Raw genomic sequence first — 26,080 nt, forward strand, 5'->3', positions numbered from 1 at the left:
GGGAACGCCCGCCCACCCCGTCCGGGGTCTCGGTCAGGCCTCGCCCGTGCCCTCGTAGAGGAGCTCCTCGCCCTCACCGGTCCACCGGACGACGACACCGGGGACGACGATGGTGCCGTCCTCCCAGCTCAGGCCCTCGCCGAGCGCGCCGTCGAAGGTCTCCTCGGCCTGGGTGACCATGGCGTCCTTGATGGCCTCGCGGTCGGCCGAGCCGGCGGCCGCGATCGAGCGGGCCAGGAACCAGGCGGCGTCGTAGGCCTCGGCGGCGTAGTTGAGCGGGTCCTCGCCGTACTCGGCGCGGTAGGCCTCCACGAAGGCCTGGCTGGACTCGGCAGTCTGCTGGAAGTTGAAGTCGACCGGCCAGACCATGTCCGCGCCGTCGGCGCCGGCCGGGACCAGGTTGCCCGCGCTGGCGCCCGAGTTGCCGAGGACCGGCCCGGTGTAGCCGGCCTGGCGCAGCTGCTGCATGACGGTGACGTTGGCCGCGCCGACGAGCAGCGCGACCACCGCGTCGGGCTCGCTCTCGAGGACCTGCGAGATGGGCGCCGAGTAGTCCTGCGTCGTCGCCGGGATGTCGATGCTCGCGGTGATCTCGATGCCGAGGTCCTCGGCCATCTGCGGGACGGTCTCGCTGCCCACCTCCTGCAGCGTCGGCGTCGCGCTCGTGTAGAGGACGCCCAGGGAGGAGAAGCCCTGCTCCTCCACGTACCGCGACAGGATCGGGTAGTAGGAGCTCATCAGTGGGGTCGCGCGCCAGGTGTAGTCACCGACGACGACGCCGTCGCTGCCGGCCTGGGTGTAGATCACCGGTAGGCCGCGCTGCTGCAGGAGCGGGGACATCGCGATCGCCTCGTTGCTGGAGACCGATCCGAAGATGGCCGCCACCTCGGAGTCGGCGATCGCCGTGGTCGCCTCCTGGGCCGCCGTCTGCGGCTCGCTGCGGGTGTCGACCAGCTCGAGCTCGAGCTGCGATCCCTCCAGCAGGTCGGAGTCGTTGATCTCCTGGATCGCCAGCTGGTAGCCCTGGTTGGCCGCGTTCCCGGCGAAGGCCACCACGCCGGTGGTCGGGTTCACCGAGACCAGCTTGATCGTCTTCGGGAGACCGTCGGCCGAGCCGCCGCCGCCGTCGTCGCTCCCTCCGCAGGCTGCGGTGCCCATCAGGACGGCGGCCGTCAGACCGGCCAGGACGGCGCGCCGGCGGCGACGCTGCAGGTCGAGGTCCACGGTGGCTCCGATCACTTCTAATGATGCGCATCATTGGCATCGTGTGACGGGGACCATAGGGGGTGGTCGTTCCCGTGTAAAGGGCCCGCCGAGAGCCGGCCCGGAAGGCGGCGGACAGGCCGACGGCCCCACCCGGCAGAGCGGGTGGGGCCGTCGTCCCGTGCGATCGTCCGGGCTCAGATGCCCTGGATCATCTTCGTCTCGAGGAAGCCGGCGATGCCCTCCGGACCGCCCTCCCGGCCGAGACCGGACTGCTTGTAGCCGCCGAAGGGCTGGGTGACGCACATCCCCCAGTCGTTGACGTAGATCTGGCCGGTGCGCACCCGCCGGGCGATCGCCTCCCCCGCCGCCTGGTCCGCCGTGAACACCGCGCCGGACAGGCCGTACTGGGAGTCGTTGGCGATGCGGACGGCGTCGTCGACGGTGTCGTAGGGGATCACCACGATCACCGGGCCGAAGATCTCCTCCTGGGCGATGCGCATGGCGTTGTCGACGTCGGCGAACAGCGTCGGCTGGACGTAGTAGCCGGTGTCCAGCCCCGGCGGCCGCCCGCCACCGGTGACCAGGCGCGCGCCCTCCTCGATCCCGGTGCGGATGTAGCCCTCCACCCGGTCGCGCTGCCGTTCGGCGGCCAGCGGGCCGAGCACGGTGCCCTCCTCGCGGGGGTCACCGACCGGGAGCGACTCCATGATCGCCTTGACCTGCTCGACCACCTCGTCCTGCCTGTCCCGCGGGACGACGAGGCGGGTGAGCGCGGCGCAGACCTGGCCCGAGCTGCCGACGCCGGCGAAGGTGACCGTCTGCGCGACGGCGGAGACGTCGGCGTCGGGCAGCACGATCGCCGCCGACTTCCCGCCGAGCTCCAGCGTCACGCGGGCGATCCGCTCGGCGCACAGCGCCATGATCCGGCGGCCGGCCGCCGTCGAGCCGGTGAAGGACACCTTGTCGACGTCGACGTGCTTCACCAGGTGCTCGCCGACCTCGCGACCGCCGGGCAGCACGCTGATGACGCCGTCGGGCAGACCCGCCGCCTCCAGCGCCTCGGCCAGGATCATCACCGACACCGGGCCCTCGGGTGCGGGCTTGAGCACGACGGTGCAGCCCGCGGCCAGCGCGGGAGCGATCTTCAGCGAGGCCGTGGCGACCGGCCCGTTCCAGGGGATGATCACCGCCGCGACGCCGACCGGCTCCTTGACGATCGTCGCCTCACCGCCGCCCGCGACGGCGCGGCGCTCCTCCAGCCGGAGGTCGGCGGCCAGCGTGGCGGCGTCGTCCCACATCGCGGTGGCGTTGGCGTGGAACGCCTTGCTGATGATCGCGGGCGCGCCGATCTCGATGGTGAAGGAGGTCTCCATCTCCGGGATCCGCTTGCCCACCTCCTCCCCCACCCGGCGCAGCGCCGCGGCCCGCTCGGCCGGCGACATCCGCGGCCACGGCCCCTCGTCGAACGCCTTCCGCGCGGCGGCGACCGCGGCGTCCATGTCGGCCGGGCTCGCGTGCGGGACGGTGGCGACGACCTGCTCGGTGATCGGGCTGACGACCTCGATCACCTCGTCGGTGGCCGGCGGCACCCAGTGGCCGCCGATGAAGAGCTTGTCGAACGAGCGCACGCCGGTCCCGGCGCGCTCCTCCACTGTGGTCATGCCGGTCCTTCCAGGTCGAGAGCGGCGGAAATGGCCATTTCTGCCGCTGGGGTCGGGATGCGGCGGTCAGGCATCGAAGCCCTCGAGCTCGGGTGGGGTGAGTGCGGAGATCCGGCGGGTGGCGATGCGCCAGCCCCCGGGCGTGCGGCGGTAGGTGTCCTCGTTGAGCGCGATCGCCTTGAACGAGGCACCGCTCCTCGTGTGGCCCTCGGAGAACACGTAGTTGGTGCCGCTCGCCGTCGTCCCGTCGTCGTCGAGGTCGACGACGTGGTTGGTGATGACGTGGAACTGGTCGGCGATCGCCGCGGCGTCCCGTTCGAAGAAGCCGAGGATCGCCGCGCGCCCCTCGAACCGATCGAGGCCGACGGCGGTGGCGTCCCAGACGGCGTCGTCGGTGAACGCCGACGCGGCCTCCTGCGGGTCGAAGCGGTCCAGGCCGCGGGCGTAGACGTGGGTGGCCCGCTGGATGTCGAGCAGGTCGGCCACCCGGGTGTCGGGCCGGGTCAGCGTCATCGCGGGCCTCAGTCGTCGTAGACGATGACGCCGCGGATGTTCTTGCCCTCGCGCATGTCGGCGAAGGCCTCGTTGATGTCCTCGAGCTTGTAGGTCTTGGTGATCAGCTCGTCGAGCTTGAACTGACCGCTCCTGTACATCTCGGCGATGAGCGGGATGTCGTTCTTCGAGTTCGTCGTCCCGTAGAGCGAGCCCTGCAGCCGCTTGCCCGACATCGCGAAGCTGAACAGGTCGAACTGGACGTCGCGCTGCAGCACCGGCGCGGCGGCCGTCAGCACGATGACGCCGCCGCGGCGGGTGAGCTGGTTGGCCTGCTCGACGATCTCCCCGCGGGCGACGTCGACGGTGACGATCACGCGGTCGGCGCCCTGGCCGTTGGTCATGTGCTCGATGACCTTCTGGGCCTCCTCGAACGACCCCACCGAGTGGGTGGCGCCGAACTGCTTGGCCTTCTCCTGCTTGAAGGGCACCGGGTCGACCGTGACGATGTTCCGCGCGCCGCGGTGCACCGCGCCCTGGACGGCGTTCATGCCGACACCCCCGGTGCCGAGGACGACGACGGTGTCGCCCAGCTGGATCTCGGCCGCGTAGACCGCGGAACCCCAGCCGGTGGGGACACCGCAGCCGATCAGCGACGCCGGCATCAGCGGGATCGACGGGTCGATCTTCACCGCCGAGTCGACCGGCACCGTGACGTAGGGGCTGAAGGTGCCGAGGTAGCTCATCGCCCCGACGCCCTGGCCGCGGGCGTGGATGCGGTGGGTGCCGTCGGGCGCGTAGCCGGCGAGCACGCCCGCGCCGAGGACGCACATGTTGCCGCGACCGGCCACGCACATCCGGCACTTGCCACAGGAGGGCAGGAAGGAGAGGACGACGTGGTCTCCCTCGGCGAGGTCGGTGACCTCGGGGCCGACCTCGGTGACGACCCCGGCCCCCTCGTGGCCGCCGATGATCGGCGCCCAGCCCAGCGGGATGTCCCCGGTGTCGAGGTGGTCGTCGCTGTGGCAGATGCCCGAGGAGGTCAGCTTGACCATCACCTCGCCGCGCTTGGGCGGGTCGAGCTCGATCTCCTCGACGCTCCACCCCGAACGGGTCCCGGGCTCCCACAGCAGTGCTCCGACGGTCTTCACGGCGCTCCCTCGATGGACGGTCCCGGGGCGTCGTCGCTCCCGGGGTCGTAGGCGGGCCGGCGACCGGAGAGGCGTCTGCAGGCCCGGCAGGGTGACCGTAGCCACACCCGTCGGCCTGGCGGAAGAGTCCATGCGCATCTTTCGCAGGTTCTACGGGACGCGCCGGACGAGGCTTGTGTCCCTGCGCATGGTCTACCTAGTTTGTGTGGTCTGAGTCACCCGATGGTGGGACAGCCATCCGGTCGCACACCCGCGCGGACACCCCTGGAGGCGACATGGCCCTGGACGAGGCGACGACGGCACTGCTCACGCAGATGGCCGAGAGCGGCGCCAAGCCGCTGCACGAGATGACCCCGGAGGAGGCCCGCGGTCTGACCGCGACCCTCGGTGAGATGTACGGGCCCGGGCCCGAGGTGCACCGGGCGGAGATGACGAGCGCGCCGGCGGACGACGGGTACGCGATCCCGCTGCACGTCCTCGTGCCGAACGAGAGCCCACGAGGCGTGGTCGTCTACTACCACGGCGGTGGCTGGGTGATCGGCGCACTGCCGGAGTTCGAGACGCTCGGCAAGACCCTCGCCCAGCGCACCGGGTGCGCAGTCGTGCTCGTCGACTACCGGATGGCGCCGGAGAACCCCTACCCGGCGGCCGTGAACGACTCCTGGGCGGCGCTGCGGTGGATCGACGAGCACCTCGAGGAGATCGCCGGGGTCCGCGTGCCACTCGTCGTCGCCGGCGACAGCGCGGGCGGGAACCTCGCCGCGATCGTCGCGCACAAGGCGCGCGACGCCGGCGGGCCGGCCATCGCGATGCAGGTCCTCGTGTACCCGGTGACCGACTGCAACCTGGACAACGAGACCTACCGCGACCCCGAGAACCAGACGCTGCTCACCCGCGAGTCGATGGTGTGGTTCTGGGACCTCTACGCCCCTGAGCACGACATGCGACAGCACCCGGAAGCCTCACCGTCCAAGCTCGAGGACCACTCCGGCCTGCCACCGGCCGTCGTCCTGCTCGCCGAGCACGACATGCTGCGCCAGGAGGGCCAGGAGTACGCCGACGCGCTCGCCGCGGCCGGCGTGCCCGTGCAGTCGCGCGTCTTCGACGGTCAGATGCACGGCTTCTTCACGATGGTCAACGTGCTCCCCGGCAGCGACGCCGGCATCACCTACGTGGCCGAGGCCGTCGACCGGCAGCTCACCACCCAGCCCGCTTGATCCTGCGCCCCTCCCGGGTCGCGCGGCACGGGCGTCCCGGAGACTCCCCCGAGAGGAACACGAGCACATGAACCAGCCGAACCAGCAGCCGTCGCGCACCGCGGTGAAGGGCGTCCCCGAGGTCGACGCCGTCATCGTCGGTGCCGGGATGTCGGGCCTGTACATGCTGCACAAGCTGCGCGGCATGGGCCTGACGGTGCAGGTCTTCGAGAAGGGCGACGGCGTCGGCGGCACCTGGTACTGGAACCGCTACCCCGGCGCCCGGGTCGACGTGAAGAGCATGGACTACAGCTTCTCCTTCGACTCCGACCTGGAGCAGGAGTGGGAGTGGACGGAGAAGTACCCGCCCCAGGACGAGCTGCTCCGCTACGTCAACCACGTCGCCGACCGGTTCGACCTGCGCCGTGACATCAGGCTCGGGACCAGGGTCACCGAGGCGGTCTTCGACGAGGACGTCGAGCGCTGGCACGTGCGCACCGACAGGGGTGACCAGCTGTCCACGCAGTACGTGGTCATGGCCACCGGGTGCCTCTCGGCGTCCAAGGTGCCGGAGGTCCCGGGGCTCGACCTCTTCCGCGGCCGCTGGTTCCACACCGGGCACTGGCCCGCCGAGGGCGTGGACTTCAGCGGGCAGCGGGTCGCCGTCATCGGCACCGGCTCCTCCGGCGTCCAGGCCATCCCGCTCGTCGCCGAGCAGGCCGCCGAGCTGACCGTCTTCCAGCGGACGCCGAACTTCGTGCTGCCGGCCCGCAACCACCCGATCGACCCGGAGCACCAGCGCTCGGTCAAGGCGCGCTACGCCGAGGTCCGCCAGGCGGCGCGGGAGTCGGGCTTCGGCATCGCCGTCCCGACGCCTGAGAAGTCGGCTCTGGAGGTCCCCGCCGAGGAGCGGCAGGCACGCTACGAGAGCGTCTGGTACGACGAGGACAACAACCTCGTCGACATGCTGGTCAGCTACAACGACATGATCACCAGCCAGGCGGCCAACGACACCGCGGCCCAGTTCGTCCGGGACCGGATCGCCGAGATCGTCGAGGACCCGGAGACGGCCGCCGCCCTGCAGCCGCACGACCACCCCTTCGGCACCAAGCGGCCGTGTCTCGGCACGAACTACTACGAGACCTACAACCTGCCGCACGTGCGCCTGGTCAACGTGCGGAAGACGCCGATCGTGGAGATCACCCACCGGGGGTTGCGCACCACCCAGGCGGAGTTCGAGTTCGACGACCTCGTCTTCGCCACGGGCTTCGACGCGATGACCGGCGCGCTGACGGCGGTCGACATCCGCGGTCGCGGTGACGTGCGGCTCCAGGACAAGTGGCACGCCGGTCCGCGGACCTACCTGGGCATCCAGGTCGCGGGGTTCCCGAACCTGTTCACCATCACCGGTCCGGGCAGCCCGTCGGTCCTCTCCAACATGGTCACCTCGATCGAGCAGCACGTGGAGTGGGTGGCCGACGCGATCGCCGCGATGCGCGCCGAGGGGCTGTCGACGATGGAGCCCACGGTCGAGGCCGAGGACGAGTGGACCGCACACGTCGACGAGGTGGGGCACATGACGCTCTACCCGACCGCCGACTCCTGGTACATGGGCTCGAACGTGCCGGGCAAGCCGCGGGTGTTCATGCCCTACATCGGCGGGGTGGGCGTCTACCGGGAGAAGTGCGACCAGGTCGCGGCCAACGGCTACGAGGGCTTCGTCCGCCGGCCGATGCGGGTGGCCGCCGGCATGAGCTGAGTCCCCGCGCACGACGGGAGGGGGAGGGCGCCCGCGGGCGCCCTCCCCCTCCTGTCGTGCGCGCGGGACGGTCGACGGCGTCGGGTGTCGACCTGCTGCGGTCCCGGACGGGCTGGGACGACAGCAGGTCGACGACGGGCGCGACGGCTCAGATGAGCAGCGTGCCCATGTCGACCGGCAGCGCCGTGCCGGTCACGTACTTCGCCTGGTCCGACAGCAGGAACAGGACGGCGTCGGAGATGTCGCCGGGCTGGACCGGACCGCGCTCCATGACGTTGGCCATCCACCCGGGCGGGGCGTCGGCCTGCAGATCCTTGGTGAAGAACTCGTTGCTGATCATCGGGGTGTCGACGCCGGCCGGGATGACCGTGTTGACCCGGATGCCGTGCTTCCCCAGCGCCATGGCGTAGTTGCGCATCAGGGCCAGGACGCCGGCCTTCGCCGCCCCGTAGGCCATGTGCCCCGGGTTGAGCATCTCGGTCTTGTAGGCGACGCCGCGGAAGCTCGACGTCGACCCGGTGATGACGATCGCCCCTCCGCGGCCGCGGTCGACCATGCCCGGCGTCACCGCGCGCAGCGTGTAGAAGACGCCGGAGAGGTTCGTGGCGACCGTGTCGTGCCACGCCTCCAGCCGCTGGGCGTGCGGGCCGGTCGAGGGCAGGATCCCGGCGTTGGCGCACACCAGGTCCACGCCGCCGAACTGCTCCTCCACCTGCGCCACGGCGGCGTCCACCTGCTCGACGTCGCGCACGTCGCCGACGATGCCGAGGAACTGCCGCCCGTGCTCGCGGACCAGCTTCTCGGTCTCGGCGAGGTCGTCGGGCGTCGACATCGCGTACTGCACCGAGTCGAACTGCGACACGACGTCGACCACGGCGACGTCGGCACCCTCGGCCGCCAGCCGCACCGCGTGCGAGCGTCCCTGACCGCGCGCGCCACCGGTGACCAGCGCGACCTTCCCGTCGAACCGTCCCATGTCCGTCCTCCAGTCTCCTCAGGCCGTGTCCACGTCGGGCCAGGTCCAGTCAGGCCATGCCCGCGGGCACGGGTTCGGGCTGCGGGGTGGGCAGCGCGCGGATGGCCGGCACCACCTCCCGCCCCAGCCGCTCGATCGCGGCGATGGTGTCGTCGGCCGACATCGACGGCCACTGCGGCCGCAGCAGCAGCGGGTCGACCGGGAAGCGGGTGCACAGGTCGGTGAGCTGGGCGACCACCTCGGCGTCGCTGCCCACGACGGCGTGCTGGGCGACGGTGGTGAGGAAGTCGCGGTCGAGCGTCTCGGCGTCGCCGGCGTACTTCATGCCCTTGCTCGCGTAGGACAGGTACTTGCCCTTCGACACCCGGGCGTACTCGACCAGCGCCTCGTCCCGGGACCCGGCGACCAGCACGTTGCGGCGCACCGGCTGCGGGCCGAACGGCTTGCCGCGGGCGGCGAAGCCCTCGCGGACCGCCGCGAAGCGCTCCTCGATCTCCTCGTAGGTGGCCTCGGGGGTCACCGGGAAGCCGTCGCCGAACCGCCCGGCCCGCCGGGCGCCCGCGACGCTCTGCGCGCCCACCCAGATCGGCGGGTGCGGGCTCTGCACCGGCTTGAGGTGCGGCTTGACGCCCTCCAGCTGCCAGAACCGCCCGTGGTGGGTGACCTCGTCCTGGGTCCAGAGCTTCACGAGCAGCTCGAGGATCTCGTCGGTGCGGGCGGCGCGCTCCTTGAAGGGGACGCCGAGGTACTCGAACTCCTCGGGGCGGTAGCCGATCCCGGCGCCGAAGACCAGCCGGCCCTCGGTGACCACGTCGAGGGTGGCGAGCTCCTCGGCCAGCAGCACCGGGTGGTACAGCGGCGCGATCATGATCTGCGTGGCCAGCCGGGTCTCCCGGTCACACTCGGCGGCCAGCCGCGCGAGCAGCGGCACCGGCTGCAGCCAGCGCAGGTCCCCGTAGAGGAAGTGCTGGCCGATCGCGATGTAGGTCATCCCGGCCTGCTGCGCGGCGGCGACGATGCGTCGGACGTCGTCGAACTGCTGGGCGGGTGGGACGGAGCTCGGGACGTCGGAGAGCAGCATGCCGACGGCGACCATGGCGGTCCTCTTCTCTGTGCCGGGGTCAGCGGGTGGGGCGGGTCAGGGTCTTCGCCAGCTGACCCAGGAGCACCTCGTTGCCGCCCTCGTAGATGCGCATCGGGCGGGCGTTGCGGTAGAGCCGCTCGATCGTCGAGCCGGTGACCACGCCGAACCGGCCCATCATCTGCACGCAGCGGTCGGCCACGCGCGAGGCGGTCTCGGTGGCGGCGACCTTGGCCATCGACGACCAGTGCAGCGCGCCCTGCGGGTCGGCGGCGGCCTTGGAGGCGGCGGAGTAGGTGAGCAGCCGCGCCTGCTCGACCTCCATCCAGCAGGTGCCGAGCATCTGCGGGATCGGGCCCAGCCGGGCGAGCGAGGTGCCGAACTGCTCGCGGCCGGTGGTGTGCGCGACGGCCTCGTCGAGCGCCGCCTGGGCCAGGCCGACGGCGGAGCCGGCGACCGACACCCGGAAGGTGGCGAGCGTCTGCAGCACCAGCGGGAAGGCCTGCCCGGGCTGGCCGACGCGGGAGTCCAGCGGCACGCGCACGCCGTCGAAGCGGACCTCGCCGATGACGTGCGGGGCGATGAGGTCGGGCCCGGAGGTGACCGTGACGCCGGGGGTGCCGGCCGGCACGAACACCAGCGAGAACCCGGCCTCCTCCTTCGCGAGCACGGTGAAGAAAGCAGCCGCGGGGGCGTTGGTGATGAACGACTTGTGCCCGTCGAGGACCAGCTCGCCGTCGCGCTCGACGACGGTGGTGGTGATCGAGCGCAGGTCCGAGCCGACGTCGGGCTCGGTGAGGCACAGCGCCGCGACCGCCTCGACGGCGAGCACGCGCGGCAGCCACTCCTCCTGCACCCGCGGGCTGCCGGCCACCGAGAGCGCGTAGCTGCCGATGCCCTGCATGGCGAACAGCGAGTCCAGGTGCGCCGACACCCCGCCGAAGGCCTCGCGGACGACGGTCACCGCGAGCGGGTCGACGTTCTCCGACGCGCCGCCGTGCGCGGCCGGGACCGTGACCGAGACCAGCCCGCTGGCCTGCAGCGCCTCGCGCATCACCGGGTCGACGTCGGTGGCGGCGTCGGCCTCGGTGGCCCGCCAGCGCACCTCGTCCCCCGTCTTCCAGGCCCGCTCCAGGAGGTCGCGGTGGGCCTCGGGCAGCTCGAAGGACATGCGTGCGCTCCTCTCGGTCACCCCGGCGCCGTCGCCGGGAGCCGCCCGGTGACGCGGGAGAACCGCTCACCAGACCTATCCATGTTATTGGTGCTCATGGTTATTGTGTCAACGACCACAGCGTAAGGAAGGACGGGACCGTGCCCGCTGCCGTCATCGTCGACGCCGTCCGCAGCCCGATGGGCCGCGGCAAGCCCGGAGGCGCGCTCTCCGGCGTCCACCCGGTCGACCTGCTCGCCCAGGTGCTGCAGGCGCTCGCCGCCCGCAACGACCTCGACCCCGCCACCGTCGACGACGTCCTCGTCGGCTGCGTCGGCCAGAACGGCGAGCAGTCCGCGACGCCGGGCCGGCAGGCCGTCCTCGCGGCGGGCTGGCCGGACTCGGTGCCCTCGGTGACCATCGAGCGCAAGTGCGGCTCGGGTCAGCAGGCGCTGGACTTCGCCGTCCAGGGCGTGGTCGCCGGCGCCTACGACATCGTGGTCGCCGCCGGCGTGGAGTCGATGAGCCGGGTGCCGATGGGCTCGGCCCGCGGCGACGCCGACCCGCACGGTCCGCGCGTCACCGAGCGCTACTCCCCCGGCCTGGTGCCGCAGGGCATCTCCGCCGAGCTGGTCGCCGACAAGTGGGGGCTGACCCGCGAGCAGCTGGACGCCTACGCCGCCCGCTCGCACGCCCGCGCCGCCGAGGCCGCCGCGTCCGGGGTGTTCGACCGCGAGATCGTCCCGGTCACCACGCCCGACGGCGTCGTCTCCGCCGACGAGACGATCCGCCCCGGGACGACGCCGGAGAGGCTGGCCGGGCTCAAGGTGGCCTTCGCCGGCCATCCGCTCGCCGCCCGCTACCCGTCGCTGGGCTGGCGGATCACCGCCGGCAACTCCTCCCAGCTCACCGACGGCGCCGCCGCGCTGCTGGTGATGAGCGAGGAGCGGGCCGCCGCCCTCGGGCTGACGCCGAGGGCCCGGGTCGTGGCCAGTGCCGTCACCGGCGACGACCCGCTGCTCATGCTCACCGGGCCGATCCCGGCCACCCACAAGCTGCTGGCCCGCTCCGGCCTGTCGATCGAGGACATGGCCGCCGTCGAGGTCAACGAGGCCTTCGCCTCGGTGCCGCTGGCCTGGCAGGCCGAGTTCGGCGTCGACGACGCCCGGCTCAACCCGCGCGGGGGCGCCATCGCCCTCGGCCACCCGCTGGGTGCCTCCGGCGTGCGCCTGGCCACCACGCTGCTCGGCTTCCTCGAGGACACCGGGCAGCGGTACGGGCTGCAGACCATGTGCGAGGCCGGCGGGATGGCCAACGCGATGGTGATCGAGAACCTGTCGGCGGAGAACTGAGGGGCTGAACCCATGGACGTCACTGCAGGGTCCGCGGTCGTCACCGGCGGGGCCTCCGGCCTCGGCCTGGCCACCGCCCGCCGTCTGGTCGAGCGCGGCGTGCCGACCGTCCTCGTCGACCTGCCGACGTCGGCCGGTGCCGACGTCGCGGCCGAGCTCGGCGGCAAGACGCGCTTCGCCGCGGCCGACGTCACCGACCCCGACGCCGTGGCCGCGGCGGTCGCCGCGGCCGACGAGCTCGCCCCGCTGCGCACGCTGGTGCACTGCGCCGGCCGCGGCGGCGCCATGCGCGTCGTCGACAAGGAGGGCAGGCCCGGGTCGCTGGAGTTCTACGAGTCCATCGTGCGCGTGAACCTCATCGGGACGTTCAACGTGCTCAGCCAGGCCGCCGCGCGGATGGCCGCCCACGAGCCGGTCGACGGCGAGGAGCGCGGCGTCTGCGTGCTCACCGCGTCGGTGGCCGCGTGGGAGGGCCAGATCGGCCAGCTCCCCTACGCCTCGTCGAAGGCCGGCATCGTCGGGCTCACGCTCGTCGCCGCCCGCGACCTCGCCAGCAAGCTGATCCGCGTGGTGACGATCGCGCCGGGCACCTTCGACACCCCGATCCTGGCCCGGCTGCCGCAGGACGTGCGCGACTCGCTCGGCCAGATGACGCCGCACCCGAAGCGCCTCGGCGTGCCCGACGAGTTCGCCCGCCTGGCGCTGGCCATCGTGGACAACCCGATGCTCAACGGGGAGACGATCCGGCTCGACGGCGCGATCCGGATGCAGCCGAAGTGAGTGCCGGGGTCCGGGTCGAGCGGGACGGCGCCGTCCTCGTCGTCACCATCGACCGCCCGCAGGCGAAGAACGCGATCGACACGGCGGCGGCCGAGGGCATCGGCGCGGCCATGGAGCAGCTCGACACCGACGACTCGCTGTTCGTCGGCGTGCTGACCGGCGCCGGCGGGGTGTTCAGCGCGGGCATGGACCTCAAGGCGTTCCTGGCCGGGGAGAAGCCGCACGTCCCCGGCCGCGGGTTCGCCGGGCTGGTCGAACGGCCGCCGGCCAAGCCGCTGATCGCCGCCGTCGAGGGGCCGGCACTGGCCGGCGGCTTCGAGATCGCGCTGGCCTGCGACCTGATCGTGGCCGGCGAGGGCGCGTCGTTCGGGCTGCCCGAGGTCAGGCGCGGGCTGCTCGCCGGCGGCGGCGGGCTGCTGCGGCTGCCGCGCAAGGCCGGCCTGCCCCGGGCCACCGAGTGGGCGCTGACCGGCGACCGGATCGGCGCCGCCGACGCCCACGCCGCGGGGGTGGTCAACCGGCTGGTGCCGGCCGGGCAGGCGCTGGAGGCAGCACTGGAGCTGGCCCGGCAGATCGCCGGCAACGGCCCGCTGGCCGTGCAGGGGACCAAGCGGATCCTCAGCGAGGGCCAGGGCTGGCCGGCCGAGGAGGCCTTCGCCCGGCAGTGGGAGGTCTACGCGCCGATCCGCGCGTCGGAGGACGCGAAGGAGGGCGCGCGGGCCTTCACCGAGAAGCGCGCCCCGGTGTGGCGGGGGCGGTGAGGCCGGTCACCGCCAGCTGATGACCTGCTCCATCAGCTGCGGGTGCCGCTTGGTGACCCAGTCGGCGTACTCCTGCATGTGCTCGCGCATGAGCTGCTCGGCGGCGTCGGCGTCGCCGTCAGCGATGGCCGCGGCGATGGCGGCGTGCACCTCCAACACGTGCTTGCGCTCGTCCTTGGGCGAGAGGAACCCGCTGACCTGGTCGCGGAAGATGTCCTCGAGCGAGACGCTGAGCAGGTTGAGCACCGGGTTGCCCGACATCGAGGCCACGCCGCGGTGGAAGTGGGTGGTGGCGTCGTAGTAGGCGTCGTCGTCCTCGACGGCCGTCACGTCGGGGTCGGCCACCCGACCCACCAGCTCCTGGCCCCGCCGCTCGGCGGCCAGCCGGGCCATCATCGGCTCGAGGATCAGCCGGGCCTCGACCAGCTGGCCGAAGGTCATGCCCCCGAGGTGGAAGAACAGCGTCGACATCCGCCCGTAGTCGCGGGTGCCGACCTCGATGACCATCGGGCCGCCGTTGCGGCCCGGCTTCATCGTGATCAGCCCGTGCACCTCGAGGATGCGCAACGCCTCGCGCAGCGAGCCACGCCCCACGCCGTAGTCCTCGAGCATCTGCGCCTCGGAGGACAGCAGGGTCCCGGGCGGGAGCTTGCGGGAGACGATCTCGTGCACGATCTCCTGCGCCAGCGCCTCCGCGACCTTGGCTCCGCGCTTGATCGGGCGCGGGACCGACCCGTCCGCGCGGGGCCGCGTGATCGCCGTCATGACCCCAGGGTAGTCGGGGACCGGATCACCGGACCGAACATCCCTGATATTGATGAGAATGGCTTGTCCTGGAGATCCGGCGCCGACGGTGCGTCCGTGGACCCACCGGTGACGCCGGAGCGGGCCACCTGCACCGGCCGCGACCACCGGTCCTCGGCGGCCCCGCTGCCCCGGTCGGCGGGTCCGGCCGTCGGCTTGACGGCGCATCCTGCCCCGACGGACGATGCGCGCTCCGCGCTCCGCGCGGTTTCGGACGACGTCGTCGAAGGGCCCACCCGTGCGCATCTCCCCGAAGGTCCTGCTGGGTTCGGCGGTGTGTCTGCTGGTGACGGCGTGCACCGGGCAGACGGGGGCGTCCGACGAGGGCGGAGGCGGAGGCGGGGACGGCGGCGGCGCCAACACGCTGCGGTACCTGATCGAGCAGCTCGAGGACGCCGACGAGCTCAGCCGGCTCGAGGAGCACCTCGCCGACTTCGAGGAGTCCTCGGGCATCGACGTCGAGGTGCAGCAGCTCGACCTCGACACCATGCGCACGGTGCTGCAGACCCAGCTGCGCTCCGAGGACGGCCCGGACGTCATCAACTGGGGGTCCGGCCCCGGCTTCGGCGGGGCCCTGGCGGAGGCCGGGCTCCTCTACGACCTCACCGCCGCCTACGAGGAGAACGGCTGGGAGGTCTACGACTTCGCCAAGGAGCGGGTGACCTACGACGGCAAGGTGTACGGCATCCCGGGCGAGATGGAGACCGTCGGGCTCTACTACAACACCCAGGTCCTCTCCGACCTGGGCATCGAGCCGCCGCGGACGCTCGACGACCTCCGGGCCGCGTGCCGGACCATCAGCGAGGCCGGCCTGGTCCCCCTGGCCCTCGGTGACCAGGAGGGCTGGCCGGGCGGCCACCTGCTGAGCATGGCGCTGTCGAGCTCCCTGGGTGCCGACGGCATGGAGGCGCTGCTCTCCGGCGAGGGGTCCTGGGAGTCGCCCGAGGTCGTCGACGCGCTGACCTTCTGGCAGGAGGCCAACACCAACGGCTGGCTGGGCGAGTCCCCGGTGTCGGTCGACTACGACACGATGACGGCGCAGTACATCTCCGGCGAGGCGGCGATGATCCCCACCGGCAGCTGGTTCGTGAACGACCTCGCCATCGCCGCCGACTTCGAGTCCGGCTACGTGCCCTTCCCCGCGCCCGACGGCGAGGGCGTCTTCGCCAGCGGCCTGGGCTCGGGTCCCTTCGTCGCCGCCAACACCGACAACCCGGAGGGCGCGATCCAGCTGCTGGACTTCCTCGCCTCCGAGGAGCACGGCCAGTGGGTGGTGGAGAACCTGCAGTCCATCCCGGCCCGGCCCGTGGACACCGAGGGTCTCGACGTCGACCCGCTGCTGGCCGAGGTGCTCGACCAGGTCTCCGCGCTGTCCGAGGGCGGCGGCGAGCTCGGCTACAACATCGACGTCCTCATGCCCGAGGCCTTCAACGAGGCGATGTTCGACGGCATGCAGGCGGTGCTCACCGGCCAGTCGACACCGGCCGAGGTGGCGGCCTCGCTGCAGGCGGCGTCGCAGCAGTGAGCTGCGGGGTCCTCGGCGCCGTCCGCGCCGGGGTGCCGGCGTGACCGCGACGCCGGCTCCCACCGTGACGGCGACGCTGCCCTCCGCAGGGACGTCGCGCCGGCGGGGACGCCGGCCCGGACGGGCCGGCGTCTCCGGCGCCACCCGCCGGCAGCAGGCGCGCCTCGGCGTGCTGCTGGTGGCGCCGGCGGTCGCGCTGATGCTGGTCTTCCTCGTCTTCCCGGTGCTCAACTCCGTCTACTACGTCTTCGTCGACTTCGACGGCCTGGACACCACGCCGCCCTGGGTGGGGCTGGGCAACCTCACCGAGCTGGCCCAGGACTCGCAGATGTGGGCAGCCGCGAGGAACAACCTCATCTGGATCGTCGTGGGCACCATCGGGCCGCTCGTCCTGGGCCTCGGGCTCGCGCTCCTGCTGTGGGGCGTGCGGCGCGGCTCGACCTTCTACCGGGTCGTGTTCTTCCTGCCCTACGTGCTGCCGCAGGTGGCGGTCGGCGTGGTCTGGGGCTGGATCTACGCGCCGACCCGCGGCTGGCTCAACCGCGGGCTCGAGGCGGTCGGGCTCGACGGGCTGACCCGCGGCTGGCTGGGCGACCCGAGCACCGCGCTCTACGCCGTGCTCGGCACCGCGGTCTGGACCGCCACCGGGTTCGTCTTCGTGATCATCCTGTCGGCGCTGCGCAACGTCGACAACCAACAGGTCGAGGCGGCGACGCTCGACGGCGCGGGCTACCTGCAGCGGCTGCGGCACGTGGTGCTCCCGCAGATCATGCCGGTGTTCCTCATGGTCACCGCGCTCACGCTGATCGGCGGCTTCGCCGTCTTCGACATCATCTTCGTGATGACCGGCGGCGGTCCGGCGAACGCCACCGAGGTGCTCGGCACCTACGCGTACAGCAACGCCTTCCAGCTGAGCAGGATCAGCTACGGCACGACCCTGGCCCTGGTGGTGACGGCCCTCGCCGTGCCGGTGGCGGTGTGGCTCGACCGGCTGCAGCGGCGGGCCTCGATCGAGGAGCGCGGGGCGTGAGCCGGCCGAGGCGGGGACACGCGTCCGGCCGGCCCGGGGTCGGGCGCACCCTGGCGCTCGGGCTGCTCGCCCTGATCACGGTGTTCCCGGTGATCCTCGTCGTGTCCACGACCCTGAAGAGCAACCAGGACGTGCGGGCCAACCCGTTCGGCCTGTTCAGCTCCTTCTCGCTCGAGAACCTCGAGACCGCCTGGACGGTCGGCAACTTCGACGACTACCTGCTCAACAGCATCCTGCTCTGCGTCCCGAGCACGCTGATCGTCGTCGTCCTGTCGACCATGGCCGGCTACGCCTTCGCCCGGCTGCCGTTCCCCGGCCGCACCGTGGCGTTCTACGTGGTGGTCTTCGGCCTGCTGGTGCCGTTCTTCGCCTACATGGTCCCGCTGTACTTCCAGATGCGGTCGATGGGCCTGCTGGACAGCCTGCTCGGGGTCAACCTGGTGCTGGCGACCACGCAACTGTCGTTCGGTGCCTGGTTCATGCGGGCCTTCTTCTCCGACCTGCCGGGCGAGCTGGAGCAGGCGGCCCGGATGGACGGTGCCAGCGAGTGGCAGCTGTTCCTGCGGATCATGGTGCCGCTGGTGACCTCCGGCATGGGCGCGCTGGCCGTGTTCACCTTCCTGCAGCAGTGGAACAACTTCCTGGTGCCGCTGCTGTACATGCCCGGCGGTGAGTACCGCCCGCTGACCCTGGGCCTGTACCTGTTCATCGGGGGGCGCTCGGTCGACATCGGCCCGCTGGCGGCCGGCACGCTGATCACGATCCTCCCGGTGGTCGTGCTGTACGTCGTCCTGCAGCGCCAGGTCACCCAGGGGTTCCTGTCCGGAGCCGTCAAGGGCTGAGTGCCCGGGCGGCGGGGACGGCCCGCGCGCGGGCAGGCGGGAGTTGGAGCGTCGTTGGACCCGCCCCGGTCACGGTGGCTGAGCACCCCGGACCGAGGAGGACCCCATGACCCAGCCGACGCCCGCTCGCGAGGCCACGACGGCTGACGACTCCCGGACCGTCCTGGTCGTCGGGGCCGGGCCGGTGGGTCTGACCGCGGCGTGCGAGCTGGTCCGCCAGGGCGCCCGCGTCCGGCTGGTCGACGCGCTGGCCGAGCCGACCGCGCAGTCGCGCGCCGTCGTCATCCACCCACGCACCCAGGAGCACCTGGCCGCGATGGGTGTGCTCGACCGGGTCGAGGCCGAGGGCCTGGCGATCACGGCCATGGAGCTGCACAGCGGGCGGGAGGGCACCCTGCGGGTGCACGAGACCACCGCGCACGTGGACTCCCGCCACCGCCGCATCCTCGACCTGGCCCAGCCGGAGACCGAGGCGATCCTCGCCGGGCTGGCCACCGGGCTCGGCATCCCCGTCGAGCGCGGGACGTCGTTCGACGGCCTGGTCCAGGACGACGACGGGGTCACCGTCACGCTGACCTCCCCGGCCGGGACCACCCAGCACCGGTACGGCTGGGTCGTGGGCACCGACGGCGGCCACAGCCGGGTCCGGGCGGCCGTCGGCACCCGCATCGAGGGCGTGTTCCGGGGCCAGCACTTCCTGTTCGCCGACGTGGCCGCGGACACCGCCCTCTCGCCGGACACCATCCGGATGTTCCTCCACCCGGACGGCATCGGCGGCGCCTTCCCCATGCCCGGCGGGCGCACGCGGCTGCTGTTCCTCGTCGATCCCCCGGAGCCCGGCGCGGAGCCGACCCTCGGGCAGACGCAGCGGCTGGTCGACGAGCGGATGGCCGGGCAGTGGCGGATCGGCGACCCGCGGTGGCTCACGTACTTCGAGGTGCACCACGGGCAGGTCCCGCAGTACCGCCACGGCCGGGTGCTGCTGGCCGGGGACGCCGCCCACATCCACAGCCCGGCGGGCGGCCAGGGCATGAACACCGGGATCCAGGACGCGGTGAACCTGGCCTGGAAGCTGGCGCTGGTGAGCACCGGCCGGGCCGCGCCCGCGCTGCTCGACACCTACCACGCCGAGCGGCATCCCGTCGGAGCCGCGGTGGTACGGCAGACGAACGCGATGACGAACGCGGTGACCGCCTCCGGACCCGTCGCGCACCTGCGCGACCTCGCGCTGACCGTCCTCGGGCACGTCCCGGCGCTGAGCGGCCGACTCGTGTCGGCGATGACCGAGACGACCATCGCGTACCGCCGGAGCCCGGCCGTCACCGGCCTCGCCGGCGGCGGGCGGCACGCCTCCCCCGGCGACCACGCCCCCGACGTCCCCGGACTGACCACGGCCGACGGCGCCGAGGCCTGGATCGGGGACCTGCTCCGCCGCCCCGGCTCCCTGCTGCTGACGACCGCCGGCGACCGCGCGCTGCTCGACCGGCTCCGCGGCGCCCTCGGCTCCCTCGGCACCGTCGTCCCCGTGGTCGCCACCGCCGAGGGGGCGCCCGTGGACGCCCTCGTCGACCCGGCGGGAGCGGTGGCCCGGCGATACGGCATCGGAGACGCCGGCCTCGCCCTCGTCCGGCCCGACGGCTACCTCGGCTACCTGTCGGCCCGCGCCGACGACCGGGCCGTGACCGAGTACCTGACCGATCTGCTCCACGTCCAGCGGCAGCCGGCGTGACCAGCCCGCCGACCCGTCAGCCGTGGGTGTACGTCCGGCCCGGCGCGGCATCCGGTCCCAGGAGTTGAGGAACGGTCACCAGCGTGTACCCGGCGGTCTGCAGCGCGTCGACGATCCCGGGCACCGCCTCGACCGTCGTCGGGTGGATGTCGTGCATCAGCACGATCGCGCCCCGGTGCGCACCCGCGAGCGCCCGCTCGGTGGTGATCGCGACGTCGCGGTTCCACCAGTCCCGGGTGTCGACGTCCCAGAGGACCTGCGCGTAGCCGCGGTCGGCCGTCACCGAGGCCACGGTCGCGTCGGTGGCGCCGTACGGCGGCCGCATCAGCGACGTCGTCACCCCCAGGTCGGCCAGGACCGCGGCGGTCCGGCCGAGCTCGGTCGCGACGGCGGCGGGACCGACGTCGGGCAGGCGCGGGTGGCTCCAGGTGTGGTTGCCGACGGCGTGGCCCTCGGCGACGAGCTGACGGACCAGGTCCGGGTGCGCGGCGGCGTTCCGTCCGACGACGAAGAAGGTGGCGCGGACGTCCTCGGCGCGCAGTTCGTCGAGGAGCTCGGCGGTGTAGGGGCCCGGGCCGTCGTCGAACGTGAGCGCGATGCACCGCAGCACGGCGCAGTCGACCCCGTCGGCGGGAGCGGACGGGACCGGCTCCGGCGGCGGGGGTGGCGGTGGTGGTGGTGGCGGTGGTGGTGGCGGCGGGACCCCGCGGAAGGGCGCGGCGCCCGTCGCCGCGGCACGCACCCGCCGTCCGGCGTCGCTGAGGACGCCGTCGGCGGCGAGGGGATCGACCCGGACGGCGACGTCGCCGAACGGCTCGGCCCTGCCGTCCCCGCCGCCGACCACCACCGTCAGCGAGCCGTCCGGGGCGAGGCGCAGGTCGGAGAGGACGGCTGAACGCCCGAGCAGCGCGTGTCCCAGGCCGGCGCGTCCCACCGCGTCGGAGAACCACCCGAACAGCGCGGCGGGGTCGGTGATCAGCTCGGCCGACGTCCAGGTCTCCCCCGATCCGACGTCGGCGTAGACGGTGCGGGCGGTGGTCGCCGCCGGGAGGCCGCCGGTGCGGACGCTGGTGGACACCCGGACCCCCAGGACCTCGCCCGCGGCGAGGACAGGCGCGGAGTCGACGGTCAGCGAGTTCCACTGCCCGGCGGCGAGTCCGGCCTCGTAGCGCGCGACGTCGGCGTCGACGATCCCGCGCAGCACCCGGTCCAGCGGGTCGAGGCCGGGCAGCGGCACGGTCGTGACCTGCCGCTCGTCCTCGGGTGTCCGGGTGGCGATCCGGTCGAGGGCGAGGCCGGCGACCGAGGCCGGGTCCGGCACCGGCGGCGCGGCGCCCACCGCCGCGGGGGGTGGGACCGCCGGCGGGCCGGCGTCCGGGGGACCACCGGTGTCCCGCCCGGCGTCGACCACGCCCAGGTCGACGACCTCCGCGCCGTCGGGACGGTCCGCGCCGTCGGGACGGTCCGCGCCGTCCATGCCGCAGGCGGCCACCACGAGCAGAGCGAGGGTCAGCGCGACCGACCTGCCCCGGGGCGCGTTCCTCACAGGTCCTCCGGGCGTGGGGCGGATGCGTCGGCTGCGACCCTCCGGCGGGCCGCTCCAATCCCGCTCCAACGCCCGGCCCGTCGGAGTCGCGTGGGAGACGATGTCGGCACAGTCCCGGTCGCGACACCCGGCCCGCTCCAGGGAGGACACCGATGGCCCGGCCCGCGCGACCGCACCACCCCGGCGAGGCGCCGGCCGGCGGGACCGGCACCGCGTCGGACCAGCGCACCGCCCGTCCGCAGAAGCTGCAGGTGCTGCACGACCGCACCGGCACGATCCAGCTCTTCGTCGACAGCTCGGTGCTCGGCGCCGCCCGGCACACCGAGTTCGACGACGTCGACCGCGGGGACTGGCTCGGCGCCGAGGGCACGGTCATCACCACCCGGCAGGGCGAGCTCTCGGTGGGCGTGGAGGACTTCGCCGTGCTCGGCAAGGCGCTGCTCCCGCCGCCGGACGTCGACACACCGCCGTGCGCGCGATCCGCCGGACGTCGACACCCGGCACAACCCCGAGTTCACGATGCTCGAGGCCTACCAGGCCTTCGCCGACCACACGGAGAAGTGGACATGGTCGAGGGCCTCGTCGCCGCCGCCCGGGCCGCGCTGGGCCGGGGTCCCGGCCGGCTGGTGAAGGAGGTCTACGACGACCGCGTGCAGCACTCGACGTCCGCCCGGTCTTCTGTGTCGAACACCCGCGCGAGGTCTCGCCGCTGGCCCGCACTCACCGCGACGACCCTGCCTACGTCGAGCGCTTCGAGCTGATCGTCGCCGGCTTCGAGCTGTGCAACGCCTGCTCACCGCGGCCCACGGCCAGTCGGCCCGGCCCAGCCACCGTCCGGCCCACCGGGCGCCCAGCGGCAGCGCGAACAGCACGGTGGTGACCAGGAGCGGTTGCACCAGCAGCAGCGACCCGAGCCCGAGGGCGGCCGCCTGGGCCACGTAGCCGCCGGTGTCGGCGAGGGTGCCGGCCCACCACCGCGGCGACCGGGCCAGCGCCCCGACCAGGTGCAGGCTGCCACCGGGTCCGTTCGGCACCGCCGCCGCCGTCCGCTGCTGCACCGCCGACGCCAGCGCGAACAGGGCCGCGGCCGACAGCGCCAGCCCGGCGGCGGCAGCGGCGGCCGCCGTCACGGCCGGGGTCACCGCGTGCTCACCCGGTGCCCGCCGGGCCTCCCGCGGCCGGGACCGGCGCCGCCGCCGCCGGCCGGCGGTCCAGGGCGACGACCAGCGCGGGGAACAGCAGCACGGTGAGCACGCCTGCCCCGACCAGCGCGGCGGCGTTCTCGGGCAGCATGGTGCCGCTGCGCAGGCCGATCTCGGCGAGTGCCACCAGCACGGGCAGCGCCGTCGCGCTCACCAGCGCGGTCTGGACCCGCTGCCGCGCCGGGAGCACGCGGCGGTAGACCAGCAGGGCCGGGCCGCCGCGGACGGCGAGCATCAGCGCGAAGAACAGCAGCAGCCGCAGCGGCGCCTCCGCGATCGAGGCCAGGTCCAGCGCCATGCCGGAGGAGACGAAGAAGACCGGGACGAAGAAGCCGTACCCCACCGCGTCGAGCTTGGCCTCGAGCTGTGGCGCGGCCGCGCCGACCCACCGGCGCAGGACGACGCCGGCGAGGAAGGCGCCGAGCACCGCATCGAGGTGGAACTGGTCGGTGACGGCGATGAGGGCGATCAGCAGCAGCACCGTGGCGCGCAGGGTGATCTGCGCTGTGTCGTCCTGCCCCGCCGCGACGACCGCGGCCAGCCGGCCGCCCTCCCGCACCCCGCGGCGCAGCAGGCCGAGGACGACGGCGAGGACGGCGACCGCGGCCAGCGAGGCGAGGGCGGCGAGCCGGCCCTGGCTGCCCAGGAACACCGCGATGGCGAGGACGGGGAACAGCTCGCCGACGCCGCCGGTGGCCAGCAGGTACCGCCCGAGCCGGCCGCCGAGGAGGCCCTTCTCGCGCAGCACGGGCAGCAGCGTCCCCAGCGCCGTGGTGGTCAGCCCGAGCGCCACCGGCAGGAAGGCCCGGACCACGCCCGTGGCGGCCAGGACCCCCACCACCCCCAGCGCCAGGCCGAGGGAGACGAACCAGGCCAGCAGCGCCCTCCGGCCGGCGTCCTCGCGGAACAGCCGGGGGTCGAGCTCGTAGCCGGCCAGGAGGAACACGAACCCGAGACCGACGTCGGCGAGCACCCGCACGTCCTGCGCCGCCCCGACGTCGAGGACGTGCGGGCCGAGCAGCATGCCGCCGGCGAGCAGCAGCACCACCTGAGGCACCGGCAGGCGCGGCAACAGCCCGACGACGACGGCCGCGACCAGCGAGACGGCAGCGACGGCAGCCAGGGTGTCGATCGACACGACGTCGTCCACCCGGTTCTCCCCTCCGCCGGAGCGCGTACCGATCCTCGCGGGTCCCGGAGCCCAGCGGAAGGCACGCGCGCGCGCCCCCCGCGGCGGCGACGGCGGCGGCACGATCGCCGGAGTTGCCCGACGCGGCGAGGAGGCGGCGTGGACCTGGACCCGGAACTGATGCCGGTGCTCAGTGGACGCCGCGAGCTGGTCGCCTGGCTGGTCCTCGGCTTCCTCGTGGCCTTCCTCGTCACACGCTTCGTCACGCACGCCATCCGCACCGGCCGGGGGCCGTTCCGGGACGCGAGCGTCGGCGGGGTGCACGTGCACCACGAGGTGTACGGCATCTTCCTGCTGCTGGGCACCGGCACGGCCGAGTTCGCCTGGCGTCCGGACGGCGCGGGCGGCGCCCTGCTCGCCGTGCTGTTCGGGACCGGCGCGGCGCTGACCCTCGACGAGTTCGCGCTGTGGCTGCACCTGGAGGACGTGTACTGGTCGCGCGAGGGCCGCAGCTCGGTGGACGCGGTGCTGATCGCGCTGGTGGTCGGGGTGATGCTGCTGATCGGCGCCAACCCGTTCGACGCCGACGGGGCACGGGGCGAGGGCTTCCTCGCGCTGACGCTGCTGGTCCACGTCGCCGCCGCCCTCGTGGCCGTCCTCAAGGGCCGGGTGGTGCTCGGCGTCGTGGGGGTGTTCGTCCCGTTCGTGGCCCTCGTGGCCGCGGTGCGGCTGGCCCGGCCGGGCTCGCCGTGGGCGCGGCGGCGCTATCCGGAAGGCAGCGCGCGCCGCGCCCGTTCGCTACGCCGCTTTCCCCCGGGGCGCCGCAACCGCTGGGACGGGCTGGTCGACCTGTTCGCCGCCGTCCCGCGGCCCGCGCCCACCACCGCCCGGTGACGGTGCACCCGGTCAGCGGCCCGGCGGGCGGACCGACTGGGCGTGGTGGAACTGGTCTGTGGGGTCCCACCGGCCCTTGACCTCCTGCAGGCGGCGGTAGTTCGGCCCGAAGTACAGGGTCGGCCAGTCCCGCAGGTCGACGTCGGGGTAGTTGACGTAGCAGCCGTCGGTGACGTCGTCGCGCGCCGGCTCCCCGCCGGTGTCGGCGTACACCGAGGCGTAGCAGCGGCGGATCCAGCCGAGGTGCAGCTCGTCCTCGGCGGGGTCTGTCCAGTAGGTCTGGTACTGCAGCTTCATGATCGACGACCGCTGCGACACCGCCGTGTCGCCGCTCGCGACGGCGTTGATCCGCCCGCCGTACGTGTCCACCTGCACCAGCGCCTGCGGGTTTCGGTAGGAGGCGTCGGTCAGCGCGGCGTGGAGGGCCGCGACGTGCCGGTCGGGGAACGGCCGGCGCATGTAGGCCGACTTGTACTTGCCCCGCTGGTTGGGGCCCGAGCCGTTGAGCGTCTGGGTCGCCTGCAGCCACGGCATCGTGCGCCGCGTGGTGGTGGGCAGCGCGGCCGCGGGCATGCCGTCGTCGAGCGCGCCGAGGAACCCGTCGAGCAGCGCGGGGTCCTCGCCGGAGGCCTGGGTGAGCAGCGTGACCGTACCGGCGGAGACGTGGGAGAGCTTGAGCAGCCCGAACAGCCGGCGGCCGGGGCTGTCGGGCCCGCTGTTGGCGGCCAGCCAGCCGCCGTAGTTGCGCAGCAGGGTGGCGAAGGACGCCGCGTCGAGGGCGCTCCACTGCCACGTGGTGGTGGCCAGCTGGACGGTCGGCGGCGGTGCCGGCAGGTCGCGGAAGGTGTAGGCGACGACGACGCCGAAGGTGCCGCCCCCGCCGCCGGTGTGCGCCCAGAACAGGTCCCCGGTCAGGGGATCACCCCGGCGCGCGGTCACCACCCGCACCGACCGGTCGGCGTCGACGACCACCACGTCGAGGGCGGACAGGTGGTCGACGGTCAGGCCGTGCTCGCGCGACATCAGCCCGTAGCCCCCGCCCACGACGTGGCCGCCCAGGCCCACCGAGTAGCAGGAGCCCGCGGGCAGCGTCACGCCGTGGCTCTTGTAGAGCAGCTCGTAGACGTCCCAGTTCGTGCACCCGCTCTCCAGCCGGATGCCGCCGTCGGGGGTCCGGGTGACCGCCCGCATCCCCGAGACGTCGAGGACCACCCCGCCGGGGTTGTCGGTCACGAAGCCCTCGTAGCAGTGCCCGCCCGCGCGCACGGTGACCCGCCGGCCCGCGGCGACCGCGGCACGGACCGCCGCCACGCACTGGTCCTGGGTGGTCACCACGACCACCGCCGCGGGCGTGCCGGTGAACCGCTGGTTGAACCCCGTCACCAGCGCCGGGTAGCGCGGGTCGCCGGGGAGCACCTCGGCCGCCGGGACCGGGCTGTCGCCCGTCGCGTACGGCGGCCGGGCCGCGGCGGGCCGCGGCGGCGCGGCGACCGTCGCGACCGCGACGCCGGCGGCCGCCGTCCCGGACCCGACGAGGAACCCGCGCCGGGACAGCCGCCCGCTCCGCCCACTGCGTCCCTCGGTGTGGCCACTGGTCTCTCGCACGCTCGTCACGAGCTCCCCCTGGACTCGGGCCCCACGGTGGGGCGGCCGGTCGGGCGACCCTGCGGCCGGCCGCTCCAAACGCGCTCCAACCCGGGGACGGAGCGTGGCCGGAACCCCCTACCGGAGCGCGGTCAGGTGCGGTACGCAGTGGTCCGACGCTGCAGCGTCATCGACGGTGGCCGCGCGCGCTGGCGCAGCGGCTCCCCGGC

The 26,080-nt window shown here is 73.4% G+C and carries 22 protein-coding genes and 1 pseudogene; 11 read left to right on the top strand and 12 right to left on the bottom strand.

The features are described from left to right. Positions 1-33: 33 nt before the first annotated feature. The 4 genes from BM414_RS19615 to BM414_RS19630 all read right to left on the bottom strand — a co-directional run bounded on the left by BM414_RS19615 (position 34) and on the right by BM414_RS19630 (position 4,510). Entirely contained in the window at positions 34-1,239 is a 1,206-nt protein-coding gene (locus BM414_RS19615; RefSeq protein WP_093582124.1) for an ABC transporter substrate-binding protein, read from the bottom strand. Positions 1,240-1,400: 161 nt separating this feature from the next. After that, positions 1,401-2,867, bottom strand: a complete 1,467-nt coding sequence (locus tag BM414_RS19620; RefSeq protein WP_093582126.1) for an aldehyde dehydrogenase — start codon at positions 2,865-2,867, stop codon at positions 1,401-1,403. A 66-nt stretch (positions 2,868-2,933) separates the two neighbouring features. Beyond that, positions 2,934-3,380, bottom strand: a complete 447-nt coding sequence (locus BM414_RS19625; protein WP_093582128.1) for a nuclear transport factor 2 family protein — start codon at positions 3,378-3,380, stop codon at positions 2,934-2,936. An 8-nt stretch (positions 3,381-3,388) separates the two neighbouring features. Then, complete coding sequence (locus BM414_RS19630) at positions 3,389-4,510, bottom strand: NDMA-dependent alcohol dehydrogenase (protein WP_093582130.1); 1,122 nt, start codon at positions 4,508-4,510, stop codon at positions 3,389-3,391. Between the two features lie 275 nt (positions 4,511-4,785). Here BM414_RS19630 and BM414_RS19635 point away from each other — a divergent pair, with 275 nt between their 5' ends. Together BM414_RS19635 and BM414_RS19640 are read left to right on the top strand one after the other, a co-directional pair. Beyond that, the gene (locus BM414_RS19635; protein ID WP_093582132.1) at positions 4,786-5,727 is read left to right on the top strand and encodes an alpha/beta hydrolase; all 942 of its coding nucleotides are present in this window, start codon (positions 4,786-4,788) and stop codon (positions 5,725-5,727) included. Positions 5,728-5,794: 67 nt separating this feature from the next. Further along, positions 5,795-7,465, top strand: a complete 1,671-nt coding sequence (locus BM414_RS19640; RefSeq protein WP_093582133.1) for a flavin-containing monooxygenase — start codon at positions 5,795-5,797, stop codon at positions 7,463-7,465. A gap of 148 nt (positions 7,466-7,613) precedes the next feature. Here BM414_RS19640 and BM414_RS19645 read toward each other — a convergent pair whose 3' ends face one another. From BM414_RS19645 to BM414_RS19655, 3 genes are read right to left on the bottom strand one after another with little or no spacing between them, the layout of a single operon-like run. Continuing rightward, the gene (locus BM414_RS19645; RefSeq protein WP_093582135.1) at positions 7,614-8,441 is read right to left on the bottom strand and encodes a mycofactocin-coupled SDR family oxidoreductase; all 828 of its coding nucleotides are present in this window, start codon (positions 8,439-8,441) and stop codon (positions 7,614-7,616) included. Between the two features lie 49 nt (positions 8,442-8,490). Beyond that, positions 8,491-9,537: an LLM class flavin-dependent oxidoreductase gene (locus tag BM414_RS19650; RefSeq protein WP_093582137.1), complete on the bottom strand. Its 1,047-nt coding sequence runs from the start codon at positions 9,535-9,537 to the stop codon at positions 8,491-8,493. Between the two features lie 25 nt (positions 9,538-9,562). Further along, positions 9,563-10,693 carry an acyl-CoA dehydrogenase family protein gene (locus BM414_RS19655; protein ID WP_093582139.1) on the bottom strand — a complete coding sequence of 377 codons (1,131 nt, stop codon included), beginning with the start codon at positions 10,691-10,693 and terminating at the stop codon, positions 9,563-9,565. Between the two features lie 140 nt (positions 10,694-10,833). Here BM414_RS19655 and BM414_RS19660 point away from each other — a divergent pair, with 140 nt between their 5' ends. From BM414_RS19660 to BM414_RS19670, 3 genes are read left to right on the top strand one after another with little or no spacing between them, the layout of a single operon-like run. Further along, a complete protein-coding gene (locus tag BM414_RS19660; RefSeq protein WP_093582141.1) occupies positions 10,834-12,024 on the top strand; it encodes a thiolase family protein in 1,191 nt (396 codons plus the stop codon). A 12-nt stretch (positions 12,025-12,036) separates the two neighbouring features. Next, positions 12,037-12,804 carry an SDR family NAD(P)-dependent oxidoreductase gene (locus BM414_RS19665; protein ID WP_093582143.1) on the top strand — a complete coding sequence of 256 codons (768 nt, stop codon included), beginning with the start codon at positions 12,037-12,039 and terminating at the stop codon, positions 12,802-12,804. After that, complete coding sequence (locus BM414_RS19670; RefSeq protein ID WP_093582145.1) at positions 12,801-13,565, top strand: crotonase/enoyl-CoA hydratase family protein; 765 nt, start codon at positions 12,801-12,803, stop codon at positions 13,563-13,565. Before BM414_RS19665 ends, BM414_RS19670 begins: the two co-directional genes overlap by 4 nt. 6 nt (positions 13,566-13,571) lie before the next feature. On the opposite strand, the gene BM414_RS19675 is transcribed toward BM414_RS19670, so the two are convergent. After that, complete coding sequence (locus BM414_RS19675; protein ID WP_093582147.1) at positions 13,572-14,330, bottom strand: FadR/GntR family transcriptional regulator; 759 nt, start codon at positions 14,328-14,330, stop codon at positions 13,572-13,574. 277 nt (positions 14,331-14,607) lie between these two features. On the opposite strand from BM414_RS19675, the gene BM414_RS19680 reads away from it, so the two are divergent. The 4 genes from BM414_RS19680 to BM414_RS19695 all read left to right on the top strand — a co-directional run bounded on the left by BM414_RS19680 (position 14,608) and on the right by BM414_RS19695 (position 19,495). After that, positions 14,608-15,894 carry an ABC transporter substrate-binding protein gene (locus BM414_RS19680; RefSeq protein ID WP_175551695.1) on the top strand — a complete coding sequence of 429 codons (1,287 nt, stop codon included), beginning with the start codon at positions 14,608-14,610 and terminating at the stop codon, positions 15,892-15,894. Positions 15,895-15,934: 40 nt separating this feature from the next. Further along, complete coding sequence (locus BM414_RS19685; RefSeq protein ID WP_093582151.1) at positions 15,935-16,924, top strand: carbohydrate ABC transporter permease; 990 nt, start codon at positions 15,935-15,937, stop codon at positions 16,922-16,924. Beyond that, on the top strand, positions 16,921-17,766 hold the full coding sequence (locus tag BM414_RS19690) for a carbohydrate ABC transporter permease (RefSeq protein ID WP_093582153.1): 846 nt from the start codon (positions 16,921-16,923) through the stop codon (positions 17,764-17,766). The genes BM414_RS19685 and BM414_RS19690 overlap by 4 nt, the downstream gene beginning before the upstream one ends. A gap of 106 nt (positions 17,767-17,872) precedes the next feature. After that, positions 17,873-19,495 (top strand): FAD-dependent monooxygenase, encoded by a 1,623-nt coding sequence (locus BM414_RS19695; RefSeq protein ID WP_093582155.1) that lies wholly within the window; start codon positions 17,873-17,875, stop codon positions 19,493-19,495. Positions 19,496-19,511: 16 nt separating this feature from the next. On the opposite strand, the gene BM414_RS19700 is transcribed toward BM414_RS19695, so the two are convergent. Further along, positions 19,512-21,041 (bottom strand): polysaccharide deacetylase family protein, encoded by a 1,530-nt coding sequence (locus tag BM414_RS19700; protein ID WP_093582157.1) that lies wholly within the window; start codon positions 21,039-21,041, stop codon positions 19,512-19,514. Positions 21,042-21,193: 152 nt separating this feature from the next. Between BM414_RS19700 and BM414_RS30970 the strand changes: the two genes are divergently transcribed. Then, positions 21,194-21,802, top strand: a complete 609-nt coding sequence (locus tag BM414_RS30970; RefSeq protein ID WP_245784847.1) for an OB-fold nucleic acid binding domain-containing protein — start codon at positions 21,194-21,196, stop codon at positions 21,800-21,802. Between the two features lie 45 nt (positions 21,803-21,847). Here BM414_RS30970 and BM414_RS31460 read toward each other — a convergent pair. Further along, positions 21,848-22,183 (bottom strand): annotated as a pseudogene (locus tag BM414_RS31460) (DMT family transporter); the annotation flags it as partial. 7 nt (positions 22,184-22,190) lie between these two features. Continuing rightward, the gene (locus BM414_RS19710; protein WP_093582159.1) at positions 22,191-23,393 is read right to left on the bottom strand and encodes a cation:proton antiporter; all 1,203 of its coding nucleotides are present in this window, start codon (positions 23,391-23,393) and stop codon (positions 22,191-22,193) included. Between the two features lie 138 nt (positions 23,394-23,531). Here BM414_RS19710 and BM414_RS19715 point away from each other — a divergent pair, with 138 nt between their 5' ends. Beyond that, complete coding sequence (locus BM414_RS19715; protein ID WP_245784841.1) at positions 23,532-24,266, top strand: hypothetical protein; 735 nt, start codon at positions 23,532-23,534, stop codon at positions 24,264-24,266. A 12-nt stretch (positions 24,267-24,278) separates the two neighbouring features. On the opposite strand, the gene BM414_RS19720 is transcribed toward BM414_RS19715, so the two are convergent. Then, complete coding sequence (locus BM414_RS19720; protein ID WP_217644825.1) at positions 24,279-25,880, bottom strand: FAD-binding oxidoreductase; 1,602 nt, start codon at positions 25,878-25,880, stop codon at positions 24,279-24,281. Positions 25,881-26,080: the final 200 nt, after the last annotated feature.

The organism is Geodermatophilus amargosae, from assembly GCF_900116515.1.
Lineage (GTDB): Bacteria > Actinomycetota > Actinomycetes > Mycobacteriales > Geodermatophilaceae > Geodermatophilus > Geodermatophilus amargosae.

Coding starts and splice junctions, on each gene's coding strand:
- BM414_RS30970 (WP_245784847.1), top strand. CDS start 21,194: ATGGCCCGGCCCGCGCGACCGCACCACCCCGGCGAGGCGCCGGCCGGC.
- BM414_RS19655 (WP_093582139.1), bottom strand. CDS start 10,693: ATGTCCTTCGAGCTGCCCGAGGCCCACCGCGACCTCCTGGAGCGGGCC.
- BM414_RS19675 (WP_093582147.1), bottom strand. CDS start 14,330: ATGACGGCGATCACGCGGCCCCGCGCGGACGGGTCGGTCCCGCGCCCG.
- BM414_RS19665 (WP_093582143.1), top strand. CDS start 12,037: ATGGACGTCACTGCAGGGTCCGCGGTCGTCACCGGCGGGGCCTCCGGC.
- BM414_RS19695 (WP_093582155.1), top strand. CDS start 17,873: ATGACCCAGCCGACGCCCGCTCGCGAGGCCACGACGGCTGACGACTCC.
- BM414_RS19625 (WP_093582128.1), bottom strand. CDS start 3,380: ATGACGCTGACCCGGCCCGACACCCGGGTGGCCGACCTGCTCGACATC.
- BM414_RS19635 (WP_093582132.1), top strand. CDS start 4,786: ATGGCCCTGGACGAGGCGACGACGGCACTGCTCACGCAGATGGCCGAG.
- BM414_RS19645 (WP_093582135.1), bottom strand. CDS start 8,441: ATGGGACGGTTCGACGGGAAGGTCGCGCTGGTCACCGGTGGCGCGCGC.
- BM414_RS19640 (WP_093582133.1), top strand. CDS start 5,795: ATGAACCAGCCGAACCAGCAGCCGTCGCGCACCGCGGTGAAGGGCGTC.
- BM414_RS19620 (WP_093582126.1), bottom strand. CDS start 2,867: ATGACCACAGTGGAGGAGCGCGCCGGGACCGGCGTGCGCTCGTTCGAC.
- BM414_RS19650 (WP_093582137.1), bottom strand. CDS start 9,537: ATGGTCGCCGTCGGCATGCTGCTCTCCGACGTCCCGAGCTCCGTCCCA.